Here is a 17,094-nt window from a genome sequence, read left to right as displayed (position 1 = left end):
TCACAGCTGCCCGGCTCCGCGGACGATTGACCTGCGTCACCGAACTGCGACGGCGAGGGATCTTCGTCTTGGAGAAGTCCGCGGATCATGTGCACATCGACCCCTCGGCCGCGCGGCGGAAGGTGCTGCCGGACAAGGAGGTCGTCCACCGTCGAGAGCTTCGGCGCACGCCGCACCCGGACGCGATGAGCGTGGAGCCCTTCGACGCCCTGCTGGATGCCGTGATGTGCCAGGAGCCACGTGCGGCGATCGCGTCGATCGACTCCGCGCTGCACCACGGGCTCTTGCCCGCGTCAGATGTGGATGAGCTCTTCCAGGCGCTGCCGCGGCGGTTCCGGCGACTCCGGCATCTGGTGGACGCGAGCGCCGAGTCGGGGCCGGAGACGTTCGTCCGCCTGATCCTGCGGGCGCTGGGATGTTCCTTCCAGCCGCAGGTGGTGATCCCGGGCGTGGGACGGGTCGATTTCCTCGTGGACGGATGGCTGATCATCGAATGTGACAGCAAGGCGTATCACTCGTCGTGGGACGATCAGCTGGAGGACCGCCGCCGGGACCTGGCGGCAGGCCGAGCGGGGATACGTGACGCTGCGCATCGTCGCCGCGGACATCCTGGGACACCCGGACAAGGTGCGCACGGCGATCGCAGGCATCCTCCGCACGCACGACCGCTGACGTCGCAACGGCAGGCTGGATCACAGGAATAAGTGGTCTGAACCGACCCGGCGGCCGATTCCGCCTGCCGTTGCGTCGTCGCCGGGCTCTGGCCCGCCTCTAGGCTGAGGGCATGTCCGACACCCTCTCCGCGCGCAGCCGTCTGGTCCAGGACGCGCTGACGCGGGCCGGCATCTCCGGCGAGATCGTCACGCTTCCCGACTCCGCCGCGACCGCACCGCTGGCCGCGGCGGCGCTCGGGGTCGACGTGGGCGCCATCGCGAACAGTCTGGTCTTCTGGTCTGACGACCAGCCGCTGCTGGTGATGACCAGCGGCGCCCACCGCGTCGACACCGCGGCGCTGGCCCAGCGGCTCGGGCGCGGCGGCATCCAGCGGGCCACACCCGACCAGGTGCGCTCGGCCACCGGCCAGGCGATCGGCGGCGTCGCGCCGGCCGGGCACCCGACGCCGATCACCACGGTCGTGGACCGGTCGCTCGCCGACCACCCGCAAGCTGTGGGCCGCCGGCGGCACCCCGCACACGGTGTTCCCGCTCACCTTCGCCCAGCTCGTCCACCTCACCCGCGGCACCGTTGAGCGGGTCGACTGATCACTCCGACAGGATTTGCCGGCAGGTGATGGCCGCGGTCGCCGACCATGCCTGCGGCCGGCACGCCGCCGGATGGGGTTCGCTGACGCGCTCTCGACAGGACGCTCCGGCACCGGCTCCTCCCCAGCGGCGGACGTGCCCGCCGTCGTCCACAGATCGGGGACGGGCCGGCCGCTGTCCACCGCCGTCGGGGACGATCAAGGGATGCCACAGCCCCTGAATCGCCCCGTGAACCGCCCCGTGAACCGGCCCGCCCGCGATGACGTGCCGGCGGCGTTCGTGCGGCGATGCAAGAAGGAGACGAAGCTCGTCCCGAAGCATTGGCCGGCGTGGTCCCGCGGGGAACTGCTCGCGGCAGGATGGCGCCCCAGGCAGATCACGGCGGCTGCGGCATCCGGCACGCTCGTCCGTCCCCGCGGCGGCGTGTACCTGACGCCCACCGCGCCGGACGACGTCGTGGATGCCTGCCGCGTGGGCGGCAGACTCGCGTGTGTGTCCGAGTTGGCGCGCTGGGGCGTCTTCGTGCTCGACGGCGCCGCCCTGCATGTCGCCGTGCCGCGGACGAGCGGCCGCCTGCGGCAGGTCGATCGGAGCGTCCGGGTGCACTGGGTCGCGTCGGCTTGCGCACGGGTGGGCCAACACAGACATCGTCGAGGCGCTCGTGCAGGCTGTGCTCTGCCAGCCGGTCCGAGCGGCGATCGCGACGCTGGATTCGGCGATTCATCGCGGACTCGTCGGCGCCGAGCAGCTCGATGCCGTGTTCGACGCACTTCCGCGGCGGTTGCGGGTCATCCGCAAGCATCTGGATGCCGCGGCCGAGTCGGGGGCGGAGAGCATCATGCGCATCATCCTGCGCCGACTCGGGTGCCGCGTGCAGAGTCAGGTGAAGATCCCCGATGTGGGACGGGTCGACTTCCTCGTCGACGGCTGGCTGATCGTCGAGTGCGACAGCGAGGCCTATCACGCGGACTGGGAGCAGCAGAAGAAGGACCACCGTCGCGATCAGGCGGCGGCCGCGCGAGGTCTGGTGACCTACCGCCCGATCGCCGAGGACATCTTCTGGAACGCCGACGTCGTGGTCCGCGCCGTGAGGGGCCTGCTGCTCACGCGTGCGGTTCGCTGAGCGGCCGTGTTCACATCGCAGGAAGATCCGCGCCGCCGGGCTCCAGATCCGGCGTGTCGCGGGGTCTGACGCAGACGGTCCTGCGATCTGAACACGCCGACACCGAGATCCGCACGGAAATAAGCGGCCTCAGCGCCCCGAGATGCGGCGGGACAGTTCGGCCGAAGCGGCCGCCACGACGGGCGCGAGGGATGCCGCATCCCGGCCTGGCTCGTCGGGCCAGGTCACCGCGATCGCGGCGGCAGGCCAGCCGGCATGGTCGGTCACCGCCACGCCGATCGAGCGGAGTCCGAGGGTGACCTCGCCGTCCTCCAGCGCGTAGCCGTCGGCGCGGACCGTGCGCGAGCTCCACGCAGCTGGCCGGGGCGGGACGGACCGCGTCCCGTGCGGTCGGCGAAGGCCGAGGCGTCCGGGTACAGCGCCCGCACCTGCTCGCGGGCAGCGCCGCGAGCATGGCCCGTCCGGTGGCGGTCAGGTGCGCCGGCAGTCGCACACCCACATCGGTGACCAGCGCCGGCCGGCGCGGGGCGCGCTCCTCGACGAGGTAGAGCACGTCGCGCCCGGTCATGACGGCCAGGTGGGCGCTCTCGCCGGTGCGGTCGGCGAGCCCCGCCACCAGCGGCCGGCCGAGCCGGGCCAGGGCTGCTGCCGGGCGAAGCCGCCGGCGAGCTCGAACGCGGCGGTGCCCAGCCCCCAGCGCTGCTCGCGCTCCAGGTGCACGGCGAAGCCGTGCTCGGCGAGCGTGCCCAGCAGGAAGTACACCGTCGAGCGCGGCAGCCCGAGGTGGTCGGCGATGGTGCGCGCCGCGACCGGCCCGCGCTGCCCGCGCCAGGAAGGAGAGGATGCGCAGCGTCTGGTCGGATGCCGGCACCTGAGGCCGCGAGGGACGCGCCCGGTCTGGGATCACAGACACAGGATGCCATACGGATCTCCCGCACGGGGCGGCGACGGTGTGGAATCAGGGCATGGCCACCCCGCAGCCTCCCGTCGTCATCGGCATCACCCCGCTGACCCCCGCCGAGGTCGTCGCCGTCGCCCGGCACGGCGCGCCCGTCGAGCTCGCCCCCGCCGCGCTGGACCGGGTCGCCGAATCGCGCGCGCTGATCGAGCGGCTGGCCGGCGACCCGGCGCCGCACTACGGCGTCTCGACCGGGTTCGGCGCCCTGGCCACCACGTTCATCGCCCCCGATCGGCGCCGGCAGCTGCAGGCCAGTCTCATCCGCTCGCACGCTGCCGGCACCGGCGCCGAGGTCGAGGATGAGGTCGTCCGCGCGCTGCAGGTGCTGCGGCTGCAGACCCTGGCCAGCGGACGCACCGGTGTTCGCCCCGAGGTCGTCACCGCCTACGCCGGCCTGCTGAACGCCGGCATCGTGCCGATCGTGCGCGAGTACGGCTCGCTCGGCTGCTCGGGCGATCTGGCCCCGCTCGCGCACGTCGCCCTGGCGGCCATGGGCGAGGGAGAGGTCCGGGTGGCCGGGCAGGCGATGGATGCCGCGGCCGCGCTGGCCGCGGCATCCCTCACGCCCCTCGTCCTGGCCGAGAAGGAGGGGCTGGCGCTGATCAACGGCACCGACGGCATGCTCGGGATGCTGCTGCTGGCCCTCGCCGATCTCGAGGTGCTGCTGGACACCGCCGATGTCACCGCCGCGCTGTCGGTGGAGAGCCAGCTGGGCACCGATGCGGTCTTCGCCGCGGATCTGATGGCGCTGCGTCCGCAGATCGGCCAGGCCACGAGCGCCGCGAACCTGCGCGCGCTGCTGAACCAGTCGCCGATCGTGGCCAGCCACAAGGGTCCCGAGGACGGGCGGGTCCAGGACGCCTATTCGCTCGCGCTCTCCCCGCAGGTGCACGGCGCGGCCCGCGACACCGTCGACCATGCCCGGCAGGTCGCCGTCCGCGAGCTGGCGGCCGTGGTGGACAATCCGGTCGTCACGGTCGACGGCCGGGTCGAGTCCAACGGCAACTTCCACGGCGCGCCGATCGCGTACGTGCTGGACTTCCTGGCGATCGCGGTCGCCGACGTCGCCTCGATCTCGGAGCGGCGCACCGACCGTGCGCTGGACGTCGCGCGCAATCGCGAGCTGCCGCCGTTCCTGGCCGACGAGGCCGGCGTCGACTCCGGGCTGATGATCGCGCAGTACGCGGCCGCAGGGATCGTGTCCGAGCTCAAGCGTCTGGCCGTCCCGGCATCCGTCGACTCGATCCCGTCCTCGGCGATGCAGGAGGACCACGTGTCGATGGGCTGGGCGGCGGCCCGCAAGCTGCGCCGCGCGATCGACGGCCTGGCCCGCGTGCTGGCGATCGAGACCATCACCGGCACCCGTGCGCTCGACCTGCGCGCGCCGCTGCCGCCCGGGCCGGGCACCGGGGCGGTGCGCGACCTGCTGCGCGCGCAGGGGGTCGCCGGTCCCGGCCACGACCGGTTCGTCAGCCCCGACATCGAGACCGTCACCGGTCTCGTCCTGAACGGCGCCGTGCGCGCCGCCGCGTTCGAAGGAGAAAGATGATGGATGGAGCACGTCCGGTCACCGCGCCGCGCGGCGCCGTGCGCACGGCCAAGAGCTGGGGCGCAGAAGCCGCAAAGCGGATGCTGATGAACAACCTCGACCCGGAGGTGGCCGAGCACCCCGACGACCTGGTGGTCTACGGCGGCACCGGGCGGGCGGCGCGCAAGCTGGGAGGCGTTCGACGCCATCGTGCGCACGCTCGACGAGCTCGAGTCCGACGAGACGCTGCTGGTGCAGTCGGGCAAGCCGGTGGGTGTGTTCCGCACGCATGAGTGGGCGCCCCGGGTGCTGATCGCCAACTCGAACCTCGTCGGCGACTGGGCGACCTGGCCCGAGTTCCGCCGGCTCGAGTCGCTCGGGCTGACGATGTACGGCCAGATGACGGCCGGCTCGTGGATCTACATCGGCACCCAGGGCATCCTGCAGGGCACGTACGAGACGTTCGCCGCGGTCGCCCGCTCGCTCGGCCGGGAGTCGCTGGCCGGGACCCTGACGCTCACCGCCGGATGCGGCGGCATGGGCGGCGCGCAGCCGCTGGCGGTCACCATGAACGACGGCGTCGTGCTGATCGTCGACGTCGACGAGTCGCGCCTGGCGCGCCGGGTGGCCAAGCGCTACCTGGACGAATACACCACCGACCTCGACGACGCGCTGGCCCGGGTGCTGGCGGCCAAGGAGCAGCGGCACGCGCTGTCGGTCGGGGTGGTGGGCAACGCGGCCGAGGTGTTCCCGGAGCTGCTGCGCCGCGGCATCCCGATCGACATCGTCACCGACCAGACCAGCGCGCACGACCCCCTCGCGTACCTGCCGATCGGCATCGGCGTCGCGGACTGGAAGGCCGAGGCATCCCGTGATCCGGAGGGCTTCACCGCACGGTCGCGCGCATCGATGGCCGCACACGTGGACGCCATGGTGGGCTTCCTGGATGTCGGGGCCGCCGTCTTCGACTACGGCAACTCGCTGCGCGCCGAGGCGCAGGCCGGTGGCTGCGAGCGCGCGTTCGCGTTCCCCGGCTTCGTGCCGGCCTACATCCGGCCCCTGTTCTGCGAGGGCAAGGGCCCGTTCCGCTGGGCGGCGCTGTCCGGCGACCCCGAGGACATCTACCGGACCGACCGGGCGATCAAGGAGCTGTTCCCGAAGGATGCCGCGCTCCACCGCTGGCTGGACAAGGCGCGGGAGCGGGTCGAGTTCGAGGGACTCCCGGCGCGGATCTGCTGGCTCGGGTATCAGGAGCGGCACCTGGCCGGGCTGAAGTTCAACGAGATGGTCGCATCCGGAGAGCTGTCGGCCCCGATCGTCATCGGCCGCGACCATCTGGACGCCGGCTCGGTGGCCTCGCCGTACCGCGAGACCGAGGCGATGGCCGACGGGTCGGATGCCATCGCCGACTGGCCGCTGCTGAACGCCCTGCTGAACACGTCCTCCGGCGCGTCGTGGGTGTCGATCCACCACGGCGGCGGCGTGGGCATCGGCCGGTCGATCCACGCCGGACAGGTCTCGGTCGCGGACGGATCGGCGCTGGCCGCCTCCAAGCTCGAACGGGTGCTGACCAACGATCCGGGCTCGGGCGTGATGCGACACGTGGATGCCGGATACGACCGCGCGCGAGCGGTCGCCCGCGACCGCGGCCTGAAGGTGCCGATGCTGTGACGGCCACACTGCTGACGAACATCGGTGAGCTGACCACCAACGTCGCCGCGGCCGGTGACGCCTGCGGCACGCGACGCGACGCCGCCGTCCTGATCGAGGGCGGGCGGATCGCCTGGGTCGGTTCTGCGGCGCGCGCCCGCGAGGCGGACGGCGTCGAGGTGGTGGATGCCGGGGGTCGGGCGGTGATCCCGGGGTTCGTCGACAGCCACACCCACCTCGTCTTCGGCGGCGACCGGGCCGACGAGTTCGCCGCGCGGATGGCCGGCGAGCCGTATGCCGCGGGCGGCATACGTACGACGGTGGCCGCCACACGCGCCGCGGGCGACGACGAGCTGCGGCGCCGGCTCGCCGGCTTCGTGGCCGAATGCCGCCGGCAGGGCACCACCACGCTGGAGGTCAAGACCGGCTACGGACTGACCGCGCACGACGAGGCGCGGCTGGCGCGGCTGGCCGCCGAGGTCACCGGCGAAGTGACGTTCCTGGGCGCGCACGTGGTGCCCGCCGAGTACACGCACCGTCGCGACGACTACGTCGATCTGGTCTGCGACGAGATGCTGCGCGCGGTCGCACCGCACGCGAAGTGGGTCGACGTGTTCTGCGAGACCGGCGCGTTCAGCCCGGACGAGTCGCGCCGGGTGCTGGCCGCCGGCATCGCGCACGGGCTCGTGCCGCGGGTGCACGGCAACCAGCTCGGCCCCGGCGAGGGTGTGCGCATCGCGGTCGCGCTGGGCGCGGCATCCGTCGATCACTGCACCTACGTGACCGACGCGGATGTCGCGGCCCTGGCCGGCACCGAGACGGTGGCGACGCTGCTTCCCGGCGTCGAGTTCTCCACCCGGCACCCCTACCCGGACGCCCGCCGGCTGATCGATGCCGGCGTGACCGTGGCGCTTGCCAGCGACTGCAACCCCGGCACCAGCTTCACCAGCTCGATGCCGCTGATGATCGCCCTGGCCGTGCGCGAGATGGGGATGACGGTGCCCGAGGCGGTCTGGGCGGCCACCGCCGGGGGAGCCGCCGCGCTGCGCAGAGACGACATCGGCGTCCTCGCGCCCGGAATGCGCGCCGACCTCGTGGTCCTCGAGGCCCCCAGCCGCACGCACCTGGCCTACCGGCCGGGAGTTCCGCTGGTCGACCGCGTCTACCGGGACGGCGTCCGCGCGAACTAGCCCGGCAGGGCCACGACCTCGCGGGTGCGGTCGGGCCACCGGACGGTGATCTCGTGGCCGGAATCGGCGGGCGCCAGCTCGATCTCGGGGATCAGCGAGCCGGTCTGGTGGATTCGCAGCGGCTTGCCCTGTCCGTCCACGGGCACTTCGCGCATCTGCGGGATCGGCGGCGGCTCGGGTCCACGGCGCACCGCGACGATCACCGGGTAGCCGGCCGGCACGTCGCGCACCGTCACGTGGGGGACGACCTGGACCGCGCCGTTCGGCAGGTCGGAGCGCGCGGTGTCGACCACGGCGTCGAAGGGCACCAGCACGCGCAAGCTCGGAGTCGGAGCTCGTGGCCGTCCTCATCGGGCACGCAGATGTCGACGCCGCCGGCCACCGGCGTCAGCAGCACGTCCTCACGCCCCGCAGCGGTCACCGCCCAGCCGGTGAGCATCACGCCGGGGACCGCGCCGGCGCCCTCGACGCGCAGGCATCCGCAGCCTGCCAGTCGCCGTGCGCGGCCACGCCCACGGTCATCCGGCCGGCGGTGCGCGGCCGGTGATCGAACGGGACCCACTCCGTCGCTGTGCCCGCTTCGTCCAGCAGGGTCGCGGCGTCGGGTGCGGTCTCGCTCATGTCGTGCGTCCCGCGAGCCCGGCCAACAGCTCCAGCACGCACAGCGCCGCCAGGCGCACGGTGCGTCCGTCCGGGGCGTCGGCGGTGGCATCCACCTCGGCCAGGTCGGCCGAGACCACGTGCGGCGATGCGGCGATGCCCCGCACCAGCGCCCGCAGCTCCCACGCCTGCAGACCGCCGGGAACGGATGCCGGGCAGCCGGGCGCGACGGATCGGTCGCACACGTCCACGTCGATGTCCAGATGCACCCGGCCGGGCCCGGCGACCTCCACCGCCTGCGAGACGACGTCGTCGATGCCGCGCCGACGCACCTCGTCGAGTGTGATCACCGTGATGCCGAGGTCGGCCGCGCGGCGCGCGTAGGCGGCGGAGTTCGCGAAGTCGGCGATGCCGATCTGCACGATCTGCCGCCCGTCCAGGCCCGCTGCCGCCAGCCGGCGCACCGGCGAGCCGTTGGACTCGCCGTCGCGCAGGTCGTAGTGCGCATCCAGCGTGATCAGGCCCGCGGCATCCGCGCCCTGCGCTACCCCGTAGGTCAGTGAGTTGTCGCCGCCGAGGGCGATGACCAGCCGGGCGGCCGCCGCGAGTGCGCGCACCCGGTCGCGCACGCGCGCCTCGCCCTCGCGGCCGTCGGGGTCTGCCACATCGCCGGCGTCGACGATGCGCAGCACCTCGTCCAGGTCGACGGCGGGCGGGCCGATCAGCGTCGGGCTGTAGCGCGCCAACGCCGCACGGACCGCCGCGGGCGTGGCATCCGCCCCCGTCGGCGAGAGCGAGGTCAGGTGCGCCGGCACGCCGACCAGCGCGGCGTCGCAGGAGCCGCCGTCGAACGCCGGCCACGAGCCGGCGCGCGGCCAGAGCGCGTCTTGGGAAAGAGCCACATCGGCACCGTATCGCTACCGCGGGGTGTCGAGGGTGAAGGATGCCGGATCCGGCGTGGTCGCGGCATCCGGCTCGTCCGCGTCCCAGGTGAACACGGCGACCGCGCAGGTGGGCATGCGGGCGATCCCGCCGCCGGACAGCCGCGACGCGAGCGCGCTCATACCGGGGTCGTGCGCGACCACCATGACCGATCCGGCCCCGGTGCGGGCGGCGCGGGCCAGCAGCGCTCGGCCGGAGCCCCGTACAGCTCCGGCTCCAGGTCGACCGCGACGCCGAGCTCGGCGGCGAACGCCTCGGCCGTGGTCCGGGCGCGCAGCGCGGTGCTGGACAGGATCACGTCGGGGCGCAAGCCCGGTCTCGGCGATCCGCCGGGCCATCCGGGGCGCGTCGCGCAGCCCCGGTCGTTCAGCGGACGGTCGTGGTCTTCCCGCGCGGTGGTCCAGTCCGACTTCGCGTGGCGCACGAGCGCGAGCACCTTCATATCGCCATCATCCCAGCAGCAGGTTCGCGACGGTGTAGATGGCCAGGCCGGCGAGGGCGCCGATGACGGTGCCGTTCAGGCGGATGTACTGCAGGTCGCGGCCGACCATCAGCTCGATCTTCTCCGTGGTCTCGGCGGCATCCCACCGCTCCACGGTGTCGGTGATGATCGAGGCGATGTCGTGCCGATAGCGGTCCACGGCGAACACCGCGGCATCCGTCACCCACCCGTCCACGCGGCGCTCGGAGCGCGGGTTCGGTGCGCAGCCGCCCGCCCACGTCGGCGACCGCGGCCACCGCCCGGGTGCGCAGGGCGCCGGCCGGATCGGCGAGGGCCGACAGCAGGCCGCTCTTGACCGTGCCCCACACCTGGGCGGCGAGCTCGCGGACCCGCGGGCTGTCGAAGACGGCGGTCTTGGCGTCCTCGAACCGCCCGATCATCGCCGGATCGTGCTGCAGCCGGTCGGCCAGGCGCACCAGGTATCCGTCCAACGCCAGCCGGGCGGGATGCCGCGGGTCGGCCCGCACGGCGGCCGCGAACTTCACCGCCTCGCCGTACACGGTGTCGTCCACGAACCGGTGCGCCACCCGCGGCACCCACGACGGAAGCCGGCGAGAGACCAGGCCACGGAAGGCCGGGCGGTTCGCCGACAGCCAGGACGACAGGCTGTCCACCGCCAGATCCACCGCGCCGTGGTGGGCGTCGGCATCCACCACCCGCTCGAGCCACGCCCCGGCCGGCGGCCCCCACTCGGGGCGAGCAGGTGCTCGCGGGCGAGGGAGGTCAGCACCTCCTGCACGTCCGCGTCCGACAGCGCGCGCAGCACGCCCGAGGCCATCGCGGCGCCCTCGGCGGTCACCCGCTCGGCATGCGCGGGCTCGCCCAGCCAGGCGCCCAGCCGCGCAGCCAGGGCGGTCGACTCGAGCTTGGTGCGCACGACCGGGCCGGACAGGAAGTTCGTCTCGACGAACTCGCCCAGAGTGCGGCCGATCTCGTCCTTGCGGGTCGGGATGATGGCGGTGTGCGGGATGGGCAGGCCGAGCGGATGCCGGAACAGGGCCGTCACCGCGAACCAGTCCGCAAGCGCGCCGACCATGCCGCCCTCGGCCGCCGCCCGCACATAGGCGAGCCAGCCGAATCGCTCCTCCAGCACGAAGGCCACCACGAACACCGCGGCCAGAGCCAGCAGCGCCCCAGGGCGATCCCCTTCATCGTGCGCAATGCGCGCCGGCGCTGCTGGTCGGCGGGGCTCAGCAGGGCCGTCGGAGTGCGCACCATGGCGCCATCCTGCCACGCAGGCGGGTACTCTTGCGGCGTGATCGACGACATCAAGAAGCGCGCTCTCCACCGCACGGCCATCGTGGAGGGACAGGTGCGGGGGCTTGCGAAGATGATCGAGGGCGAGGACTACTGCATGGACATCATCGCCCAGTCCCGGGCGATCCAGAAGGCGCTCGAATCGCTGGACAAGCTGCTGGAGAACCATCTGCGCACGCACGTGACACACATGTTCGAGCAGGGGGGCGACGAGCGCGAGCAGGCGGTGGCCGAGCTGCTCAAGGCGTACGACGTGCAGAACCGCTGAGATGATCTCGACCGAAGCCGCGCGCGCCCTGCACGATGCCGGCCTGCTCTGGCATCCGCACTCGGGCGATCGCTTCCAGCTGGACGAGCCGGAGTTCGAGGCGGACGTCTTCACGGTCAGCGACATGACGATCGAGGCCCGCACCTACCCGACCGGCAGCATCCTCGCATTCAACGGGACGACCGAATGGGCGCTGGACTCGGTCGCGCAGGAGGACGCGCTCTGGCTGCCCAGTGAGGAGCAGCTGCGCGAGCCCTGCGCGGCACCTTCCGGTCGCTGCGGCGGCTGACCGACACCTATCGGGTGGAGATCGAGCTGGACTCCCGGATGCTCGGGTTCGAGCATCCGGAGCCGTGCGACGCGTACGCGGCCGCCCTGCTCGAACTGCTGCGCCGCGTCACCGACTGAGTCACGAGGTGATGGTGCCCACCGGCTCGGTGTCCGGGATCGGGCTCGGATCGCGGAAGCGCAGGTCCGGGAAGCCGCGGACGAACACGACGCACACCACCAGTCCCGCCGCGGCGAACGCGGCCGCCGTCCAGTAGGCGCCGGACGGGCCCATCCCGTCGATCAGGAACCCGGCGAACGCCGAGCCGGCCGCCGCGCCGATCAGCTGCCCGGTGTTGACCCAGCCGAACGCCTCGGCGGTGTCGCTGAACTTCACGCTCGCCGTGGTCATCGCCGAGATCACTGCGAACGCCGGCGCGACGCCGATGCCCGCGATCAGCAGCGAGCCGCTGACCCACCACACGTTCAGGAACAGGGTGGTCACCAGCAGACCGACCAGCACGATCGCCATCCGCCGGGCCATGGCCCACCGGCCCATCGGGATGCTGCCGAGACCAGGCCGCCGGCCAGGCTGCCGACCGCGAACACGGCCAGGACCAGCCCGGCCTCGACCCCGCCGTTCCCGAACGTGGCGACCACGCCGGCCTCCACGGCCGCGCAGGCGCCGACGAGCAGGAATCCGACGAGGGTCGCCAGCAGCGACGGGCGGGCGGGCGAGCACCTTGCCGAACCGGCGGCGGCTTGCGCGGGATGCGCACCTGGCCGAGCTCGGGGGACAGGATGAACCACGTCCCGCCCGCCAGCAGGATCACCACGATCAGCAGCAGACCGGTGACCGTGCCGATCTGGGTGGACACCAGCGTGATCACCACCGGCGCGAGGATCCAGATGATCTCCTGCAGCGAGGCGTCCAGCGAGAACAGGGGCGTGAGCTGGCGCGAGTTGACCATCTTCGGATAGATCGTGCGCACGGCCGGCTGCACCGGCGGCGTGGACAGCCCGGCCAGCAGCCCGAGCACCATGTACGCCGGCAGGGGCACGTGCAGCAGGGCGATGCCGGCGACGGATGCCGCGCACACGAGCATGGTGAGGGTCAGCACCCGCCGCATGCCCCAGATGCCCATCCAGCGGCTCGTGATCGGGCCGGCCACGGCCTGCCCGATCGACGCGGCCGCCAGCACGAGTCCCGCCGCCCCGTACGAGCCGGTGATCTGCTCGACGTGCAGCAGGATGGCCAGGCTCGTCATCCCCGAGGGGAAGCGCGCCGTCAGCTTGCGCCGTGATGATGCGCCCGATGCCGGGCGTGCGCAGTAGATCCCGGTATCCCGCCACGGGTCAACGTTACCGGGGCGCGACACGCCGCGACACGCCGAAGGGCGTTTTCCACAGCGGATCGGATGTCGGAACCGGCTCGTAGCGTCGGGGGTGTGGATGGATGCGTCCGCGGTGTCCGAAAAGGCACGTGATTCAGGCGTTTCCCAGGCTCGAAACCCGGTCCGGTCCTGTGGATGAATCGGTGGAGAACCTGTGTTGTAGATGGGGAGAGCGGTGGAAAACTACACGGATGTAACTACTATCCCTTGTGGTGCTTCCCGTTGTCGGTACCCATATGTAGTATTGGAGCTCCGGCGGGGGGATCGCCGGGACAGACGGATCGAATGATGAGGGGAGAGGTGGTCGACATGGCGATCACGGTCTACACGAAGCCTTCCTGCGTTCAGTGCAACGCGACATACCGCGCACTGGATTCGAAGGGCCTCGAATACGAAGTCCACGACCTGACGGAGGAGCCGGCGGCCCTCGAGCAGGTCAAGGCGCTGGGCTACCTGCAGGCGCCCGTCGTCATCACCGACGACGGCCACTGGTCGGGGTTCCGCCCGGACAAGATCGACGAGCTCGCCGCCCGTCTGGCCTGACATGCCCACCGCGGTCGCAGGCACCGCTGCTCGTCGACTTCTCCAGTGTCTCGGGGAACACGGCGCGCTTCGTGGACAAGCTCGGCCTGCCGGCGCGGCGCATTCCGCTGCACTCCGGTCCGCACAGCTCCGAGCCGCCGCTGCGGGTGGACGAGCCGTTCGTGCTGGTCACCCCGACGTACGGCGGCGGGCAGGGGCGCGGTGCCGAGAAGGGCTCCGTCCCGAAGCAGGTCATCAGGTTCCTCAACGACGAGGACAACCGCAAATGGATCCGCGGGGTCATCTCCGCGGGGAACACGAATTTCGGCGAGGCGTACTGCCTGGCCGGAGAGATCATCAGCCGCAAGTGTCACGTGCCGCACCTGTATCGGCTTGAACTGTTCGGCACGCCCGAGGACGTGGCTCAGGTGAGCGACGGATTGGAACGATGGTGGAAGCTGCATTGACGGATGACGTCCCCTTCAAGACCGACGCGCGGTTCGAGGGCATGGATTATCACGCTCTGAACGCGATGCTGAACCTGTACGGCCCGGACGGGAAGATCCAGTTCGACGCCGACAAGCGTGCGGCACGGGAGTACTTCCTGCAGCACGTCAACCAGAACACGGTGTTCTTCCACTCGCTCAAGGAGCGCCTGGACTACCTGGTCGAGAAGGAGTACTACGAGCCCGAGGTGCTCGCCAAGTACCCGTTCGAGTTCATCCAGGAGCTCAACGACCGCGCCTACGGCATGAAGTTCCGCTTCTCCACGTTCCTCGGCGCGTTCAAGTACTACACCAGCTACACGCTGAAGACCTTCGACGGCAAGCGCTACCTCGAGCGGTTCGAGGACCGGGTCGTGATGACGGCGCTCGGCCTGGCGGACGGCGACCAGCAGGTGGCCCGCGACCTGGTCGACGAGATTGTGTCGGGTCGGTTCCAGCCGGCGACCCCCACGTTCCTGAACACCGGCAAGGCGCAGCGCGGCGAGCTCGTCAGCTGCTTCCTGCTGCGGATCGAAGACAACATGGAGTCGATCGCCCGCGGCATCAACTCGGCGCTCGAGCTGTCCAAGCGCGGCGGCGGCGTCGCGCTCGCTGCTGAGCAACATCCGCGAGTCCGGCGCGCCGATCAAGCAGATCGAGAACCAGTCCTCCGGCATCATCCCGGTGATGAAGCTGCTCGAAGACAGCTTCAGCTACGCCAATCAGCTGGGGGCGCGGCAGGGCGCCGGGGCGGTCTATCTGAACGCCCACCACCCCGACATCATGCGGTTCCTGGACACCAAGCGTGAGAACGCCGACGAGAAGATCCGCATCAAGACGCTGTCGCTGGGCGTCGTCATCCCGGACATCACGTTCGAGCTGGCCAAGAACGGCGAGGACATGTACCTGTTCTCCCCGTATGACGTCGAGCGCGTCTACGGCGTGCCCTTCGGCGACATCTCGGTCACCGAGAAGTACCGCGAGATGGTGGACGACCCGCGCATCAAGAAGACGAAGATCAATGCGCGCGAGTTCTTCCAGACGCTGGCCGAGATCCAGTTCGAGTCGGGCTACCCGTACATCATGTTCGAGGACACCGTGAACCGGGCCAACCCGATCAAGGGCCGGATCAACATGTCGAACCTGTGCAGCGAGATCCTGCAGGTCAACACGCCGACCACGTACAACGAGGACCTCTCGTACAACGAGATCGGCAAGGACATCTCGTGCAACCTCGGTTCGATGAACATCGCGCTGGCGATGGACGGCGGCGACCTCGGCAAGTCGGTGGAGACCGCGATCCGGGGGCTGACCGCGGTCAGCAACCAGAGCCACATCTCGTCGGTGCGCTCGATCGAGGACGGCAACGACCGGTCGCACGCGATCGGCCTGGGTCAGATGAACCTGCACGGCTACCTCGCGCGGGAGCACGTGCACTACGGCTCCGAGGAGGGGCTGGACTTCACGAACATCTACTTCTACACGGTGCTGTACCACGCGCTGCGCGCGTCGAACAGGATCGCCATCGAGCGCGGCGAGGCCTTCGACGGATTCGCCGACTCGACGTACGCGTCGGGGAGTTCTTCGACAAGTACATCCAGCAGGAGTGGAACCCCGCCACCGCGAAGGTGACGGAGATGTTCGCCGGTCACAGCATCCCCACCCAGGAGGACTGGGTGCAGGCTGAAGGCCTCCATCCAGGAGCACGGCATCTACAACCAGAACCTGCAGGCCGTGCCGCCGACCGGATCGATCTCGTACATCAACAACTCGACCAGCTCGATCCACCCGATCGTCTCGAAGATCGAGATCCGCAAGGAGGGCAAGCTCGGCCGCGTCTACTACCCGGCGCCGTTCATGACGAACGACAACCTGGAGTACTACCAGGACGCGTACGAGATCGGCCCGGAGAAGATCATCGACACCTATGCGGTGGCCACGCAGCACGTGGACCAGGGGCTGAGCCTGACGCTGTTCTTCAAGGACACCGCCACCACGCGCGAGGTCAACCGGGCGCAGATCTACGCCTGGCGCAAGGGCGTCAAGACGCTCTACTACATCCGGGTGCGTCAGATGGCACTGGAGGGCACGGAGCTGGATCAGTGCGTCAGCTGCATGCTGTGACCCCGGTATCGACAGACTTCGCGAAGAAGGACCGAACATGACCCCTGAACCGCTCAAACTGCTCTCGACCGTGCAGGCGATCAACTGGAACCGCATCGAGGACGAGAAGGACCTCGAGGTGTGGCACCGGCTGACGGGCAACTTCTGGCTGCCGGAGAAGGTGCCCCTGTCCAACGACGTCCAGTCGTGGAACACGCTCACCGCCGACGAGAAGCTCCTCACGATGCGGGTGTTCACCGGGCTCACCCTGCTGGACACGATCCAGGGGACCGTGGGCGCCGTCTCGCTGATCCCGGATGCCATCACCCCGCACGAGGAGGCGGTGTACACGAATATCGCCTTCATGGAGTCGGTGCACGCGAAGAGCTACTCGTCGATCTTCTCGACGCTGGCCTCGACGAAGGACATCGACGAGGCGTTCCGCTGGTCGAACGAGAACGAGAACCTGCAGCGCAAGGCGCAGATCGTCATGGAGTATTACCGTGGCGACGACCCGCTCAAGCGCAAGGTCGCCTCGACGCTGCTCGAGTCGTTCCTGTTCTACTCGGGCTTCTACCTGCCGATGCACTTCTCGTCCAAGGCCAAGCTCACCAACACGGCCGACATCATCCGCCTCATCATCCGCGACGAGGCCGTGCACGGCTACTACATCGGGTACAAGTTCCAGAAGGGGCTCGAGCGGGTCGACGAGGCCCGGCGTCAAGACCTGAAGGACTACACCTTCTCGCTGCTGTACGAGCTGTACGACAACGAGGTGCAGTACACGCAGGACCTGTACGACGGCGTCGGGCTGACCGAGGACGTCAAGAAGTTCCTGCACTACAACGCCAACAAGGCGCTGATGAACCTCGGCTACGAGCCCATGTTCCCGGCGACCGTGACCGATGTGAACCCGGCCATCCTGTCGGCCCTGTCGCCGAACGCCGATGAGAACCACGACTTCTTCAGCGGGTCGGGCTCGTCGTACGTCATGGGCAAGGCCGAGGCCACGGAGGACGACGACTGGGACTTCTAAGCCTCTG

General features: G+C 70.5%; 13 protein-coding genes and 8 pseudogenes. 13 read left to right on the top strand and 8 right to left on the bottom strand.

Translation table 11 applies throughout. From position 1 onward, the window contains the following. The first annotated feature begins 68 nt into the window (after positions 1 to 68). From L2X98_RS02855 to L2X98_RS02845, 3 genes and pseudogenes are all read left to right on the top strand, one after another. On the top strand, positions 69 to 704 hold the full coding sequence (locus L2X98_RS02855) for a putative endonuclease domain-containing protein (RefSeq protein ID WP_259612255.1): 636 nt from the start codon (positions 69 to 71) through the stop codon (positions 702 to 704). Between the two features lie 80 nt (positions 705 to 784). Continuing rightward, positions 785 to 1,262 (top strand): annotated as a pseudogene (locus tag L2X98_RS02850) (YbaK/EbsC family protein). 661 nt (positions 1,263 to 1,923) lie between these two features. Then, complete coding sequence (locus tag L2X98_RS02845) at positions 1,924 to 2,385, top strand: endonuclease domain-containing protein (protein ID WP_259612254.1); 462 nt, start codon at positions 1,924 to 1,926, stop codon at positions 2,383 to 2,385. A 129-nt stretch (positions 2,386 to 2,514) separates the two neighbouring features. Here L2X98_RS02845 and L2X98_RS02840 read toward each other — a convergent pair. Further along, positions 2,515 to 3,298, bottom strand: a pseudogene (locus L2X98_RS02840) (IclR family transcriptional regulator). Positions 3,299 to 3,350: 52 nt separating this feature from the next. Here L2X98_RS02840 and hutH point away from each other — a divergent pair. The 3 genes and pseudogenes from hutH (at position 3,351) to hutI (ending at position 7,711) form a co-directional block, all read left to right on the top strand. Beyond that, positions 3,351 to 4,892, top strand: a complete 1,542-nt coding sequence (hutH, locus tag L2X98_RS02835) for a histidine ammonia-lyase (RefSeq protein ID WP_259612253.1) — start codon at positions 3,351 to 3,353, stop codon at positions 4,890 to 4,892. Further along, positions 4,892 to 6,542, top strand: a pseudogene (gene hutU / locus L2X98_RS02830) (urocanate hydratase). Before hutH ends, hutU begins: the two are co-directional and overlap by 1 nt. Continuing rightward, positions 6,539 to 7,711, top strand: a complete 1,173-nt coding sequence (gene hutI / locus L2X98_RS02825) for an imidazolonepropionase (RefSeq protein WP_259612252.1) — start codon at positions 6,539 to 6,541, stop codon at positions 7,709 to 7,711. Before hutU ends, hutI begins: the two are co-directional and overlap by 4 nt. On the opposite strand, the gene L2X98_RS02820 is transcribed toward hutI, so the two are convergent. The 6 genes and pseudogenes from L2X98_RS02820 to L2X98_RS02795 all read right to left on the bottom strand — a co-directional run bounded on the left by L2X98_RS02820 (position 7,708) and on the right by L2X98_RS02795 (position 10,973). Beyond that, positions 7,708 to 8,025 (bottom strand): hypothetical protein, encoded by a 318-nt coding sequence (locus tag L2X98_RS02820; RefSeq protein ID WP_259612251.1) that lies wholly within the window; start codon positions 8,023 to 8,025, stop codon positions 7,708 to 7,710. The genes hutI and L2X98_RS02820 overlap by 4 nt on opposite strands. 124 nt (positions 8,026 to 8,149) lie before the next feature. Beyond that, positions 8,150 to 8,332: a hypothetical protein gene (locus tag L2X98_RS02815; protein WP_259612250.1), complete on the bottom strand. Its 183-nt coding sequence runs from the start codon at positions 8,330 to 8,332 to the stop codon at positions 8,150 to 8,152. Next, on the bottom strand, positions 8,329 to 9,213 hold the full coding sequence (locus L2X98_RS02810; RefSeq protein WP_259612249.1) for an arginase family protein: 885 nt from the start codon (positions 9,211 to 9,213) through the stop codon (positions 8,329 to 8,331). The genes L2X98_RS02815 and L2X98_RS02810 overlap by 4 nt, the downstream gene beginning before the upstream one ends. A 15-nt stretch (positions 9,214 to 9,228) precedes the next feature. Then, a complete protein-coding gene (locus L2X98_RS02805) occupies positions 9,229 to 9,375 on the bottom strand; it encodes a hypothetical protein (protein ID WP_259612248.1) in 147 nt (48 codons plus the stop codon). Continuing rightward, a complete protein-coding gene (locus L2X98_RS02800; protein ID WP_259612247.1) occupies positions 9,372 to 9,695 on the bottom strand; it encodes a SixA phosphatase family protein in 324 nt (107 codons plus the stop codon). Before L2X98_RS02800 ends, L2X98_RS02805 begins: the two co-directional genes overlap by 4 nt. Positions 9,696 to 9,702: 7 nt before the next feature. After that, a pseudogene (locus L2X98_RS02795) lies at positions 9,703 to 10,973 on the bottom strand (DUF445 domain-containing protein). Positions 10,974 to 11,010: 37 nt separating this feature from the next. Between L2X98_RS02795 and L2X98_RS02790 the strand changes: the two are divergent. Continuing rightward, positions 11,011 to 11,280 carry a metal-sensitive transcriptional regulator gene (locus L2X98_RS02790; protein ID WP_259612246.1) on the top strand — a complete coding sequence of 90 codons (270 nt, stop codon included), beginning with the start codon at positions 11,011 to 11,013 and terminating at the stop codon, positions 11,278 to 11,280. A gap of 1 nt (position 11,281) precedes the next feature. Next, positions 11,282 to 11,688, top strand: a pseudogene (locus L2X98_RS02785) (pilus assembly protein CpaE). Position 11,689: 1 nt separating this feature from the next. Here the strand turns inward: L2X98_RS02785 and L2X98_RS02780 are convergent. After that, positions 11,690 to 12,900: pseudogene (locus L2X98_RS02780) on the bottom strand (MFS transporter). Positions 12,901 to 13,250: 350 nt separating this feature from the next. Here L2X98_RS02780 and nrdH point away from each other — a divergent pair. From nrdH to nrdF, 5 genes and pseudogenes are all read left to right on the top strand, one after another. Further along, entirely contained in the window at positions 13,251 to 13,484 is a 234-nt protein-coding gene (nrdH, locus tag L2X98_RS02775; protein ID WP_259612245.1) for a glutaredoxin-like protein NrdH, read from the top strand. Continuing rightward, positions 13,481 to 13,930, top strand: coding sequence for a class Ib ribonucleoside-diphosphate reductase assembly flavoprotein NrdI (nrdI, locus tag L2X98_RS02770; protein WP_259613164.1), 450 nt, complete (start codon positions 13,481 to 13,483; stop codon positions 13,928 to 13,930). Before nrdH ends, nrdI begins: the two co-directional genes overlap by 4 nt. Beyond that, positions 13,912 to 14,517 (top strand): annotated as a pseudogene (locus L2X98_RS19870) (ribonucleotide reductase N-terminal alpha domain-containing protein); the annotation flags it as partial. The gene nrdI and the pseudogene L2X98_RS19870, both read left to right, overlap by 19 nt. Positions 14,518 to 14,560: 43 nt before the next feature. Beyond that, a pseudogene (nrdE, locus tag L2X98_RS02760) lies at positions 14,561 to 16,072 on the top strand (class 1b ribonucleoside-diphosphate reductase subunit alpha). 37 nt (positions 16,073 to 16,109) lie between these two features. Beyond that, entirely contained in the window at positions 16,110 to 17,087 is a 978-nt protein-coding gene (nrdF, locus tag L2X98_RS02755; RefSeq protein ID WP_259612244.1) for a class 1b ribonucleoside-diphosphate reductase subunit beta, read from the top strand. Positions 17,088 to 17,094: the final 7 nt, after the last annotated feature.

This window comes from Microbacterium elymi, assembly GCF_021582895.2.
Classification (GTDB): Bacteria; Actinomycetota; Actinomycetes; order Actinomycetales; family Microbacteriaceae; genus Microbacterium; species Microbacterium humicola.
The sequence above is the reverse complement of the archived record's forward strand: the minus strand, read 5'-3'. Positions and strand labels throughout refer to the sequence as shown.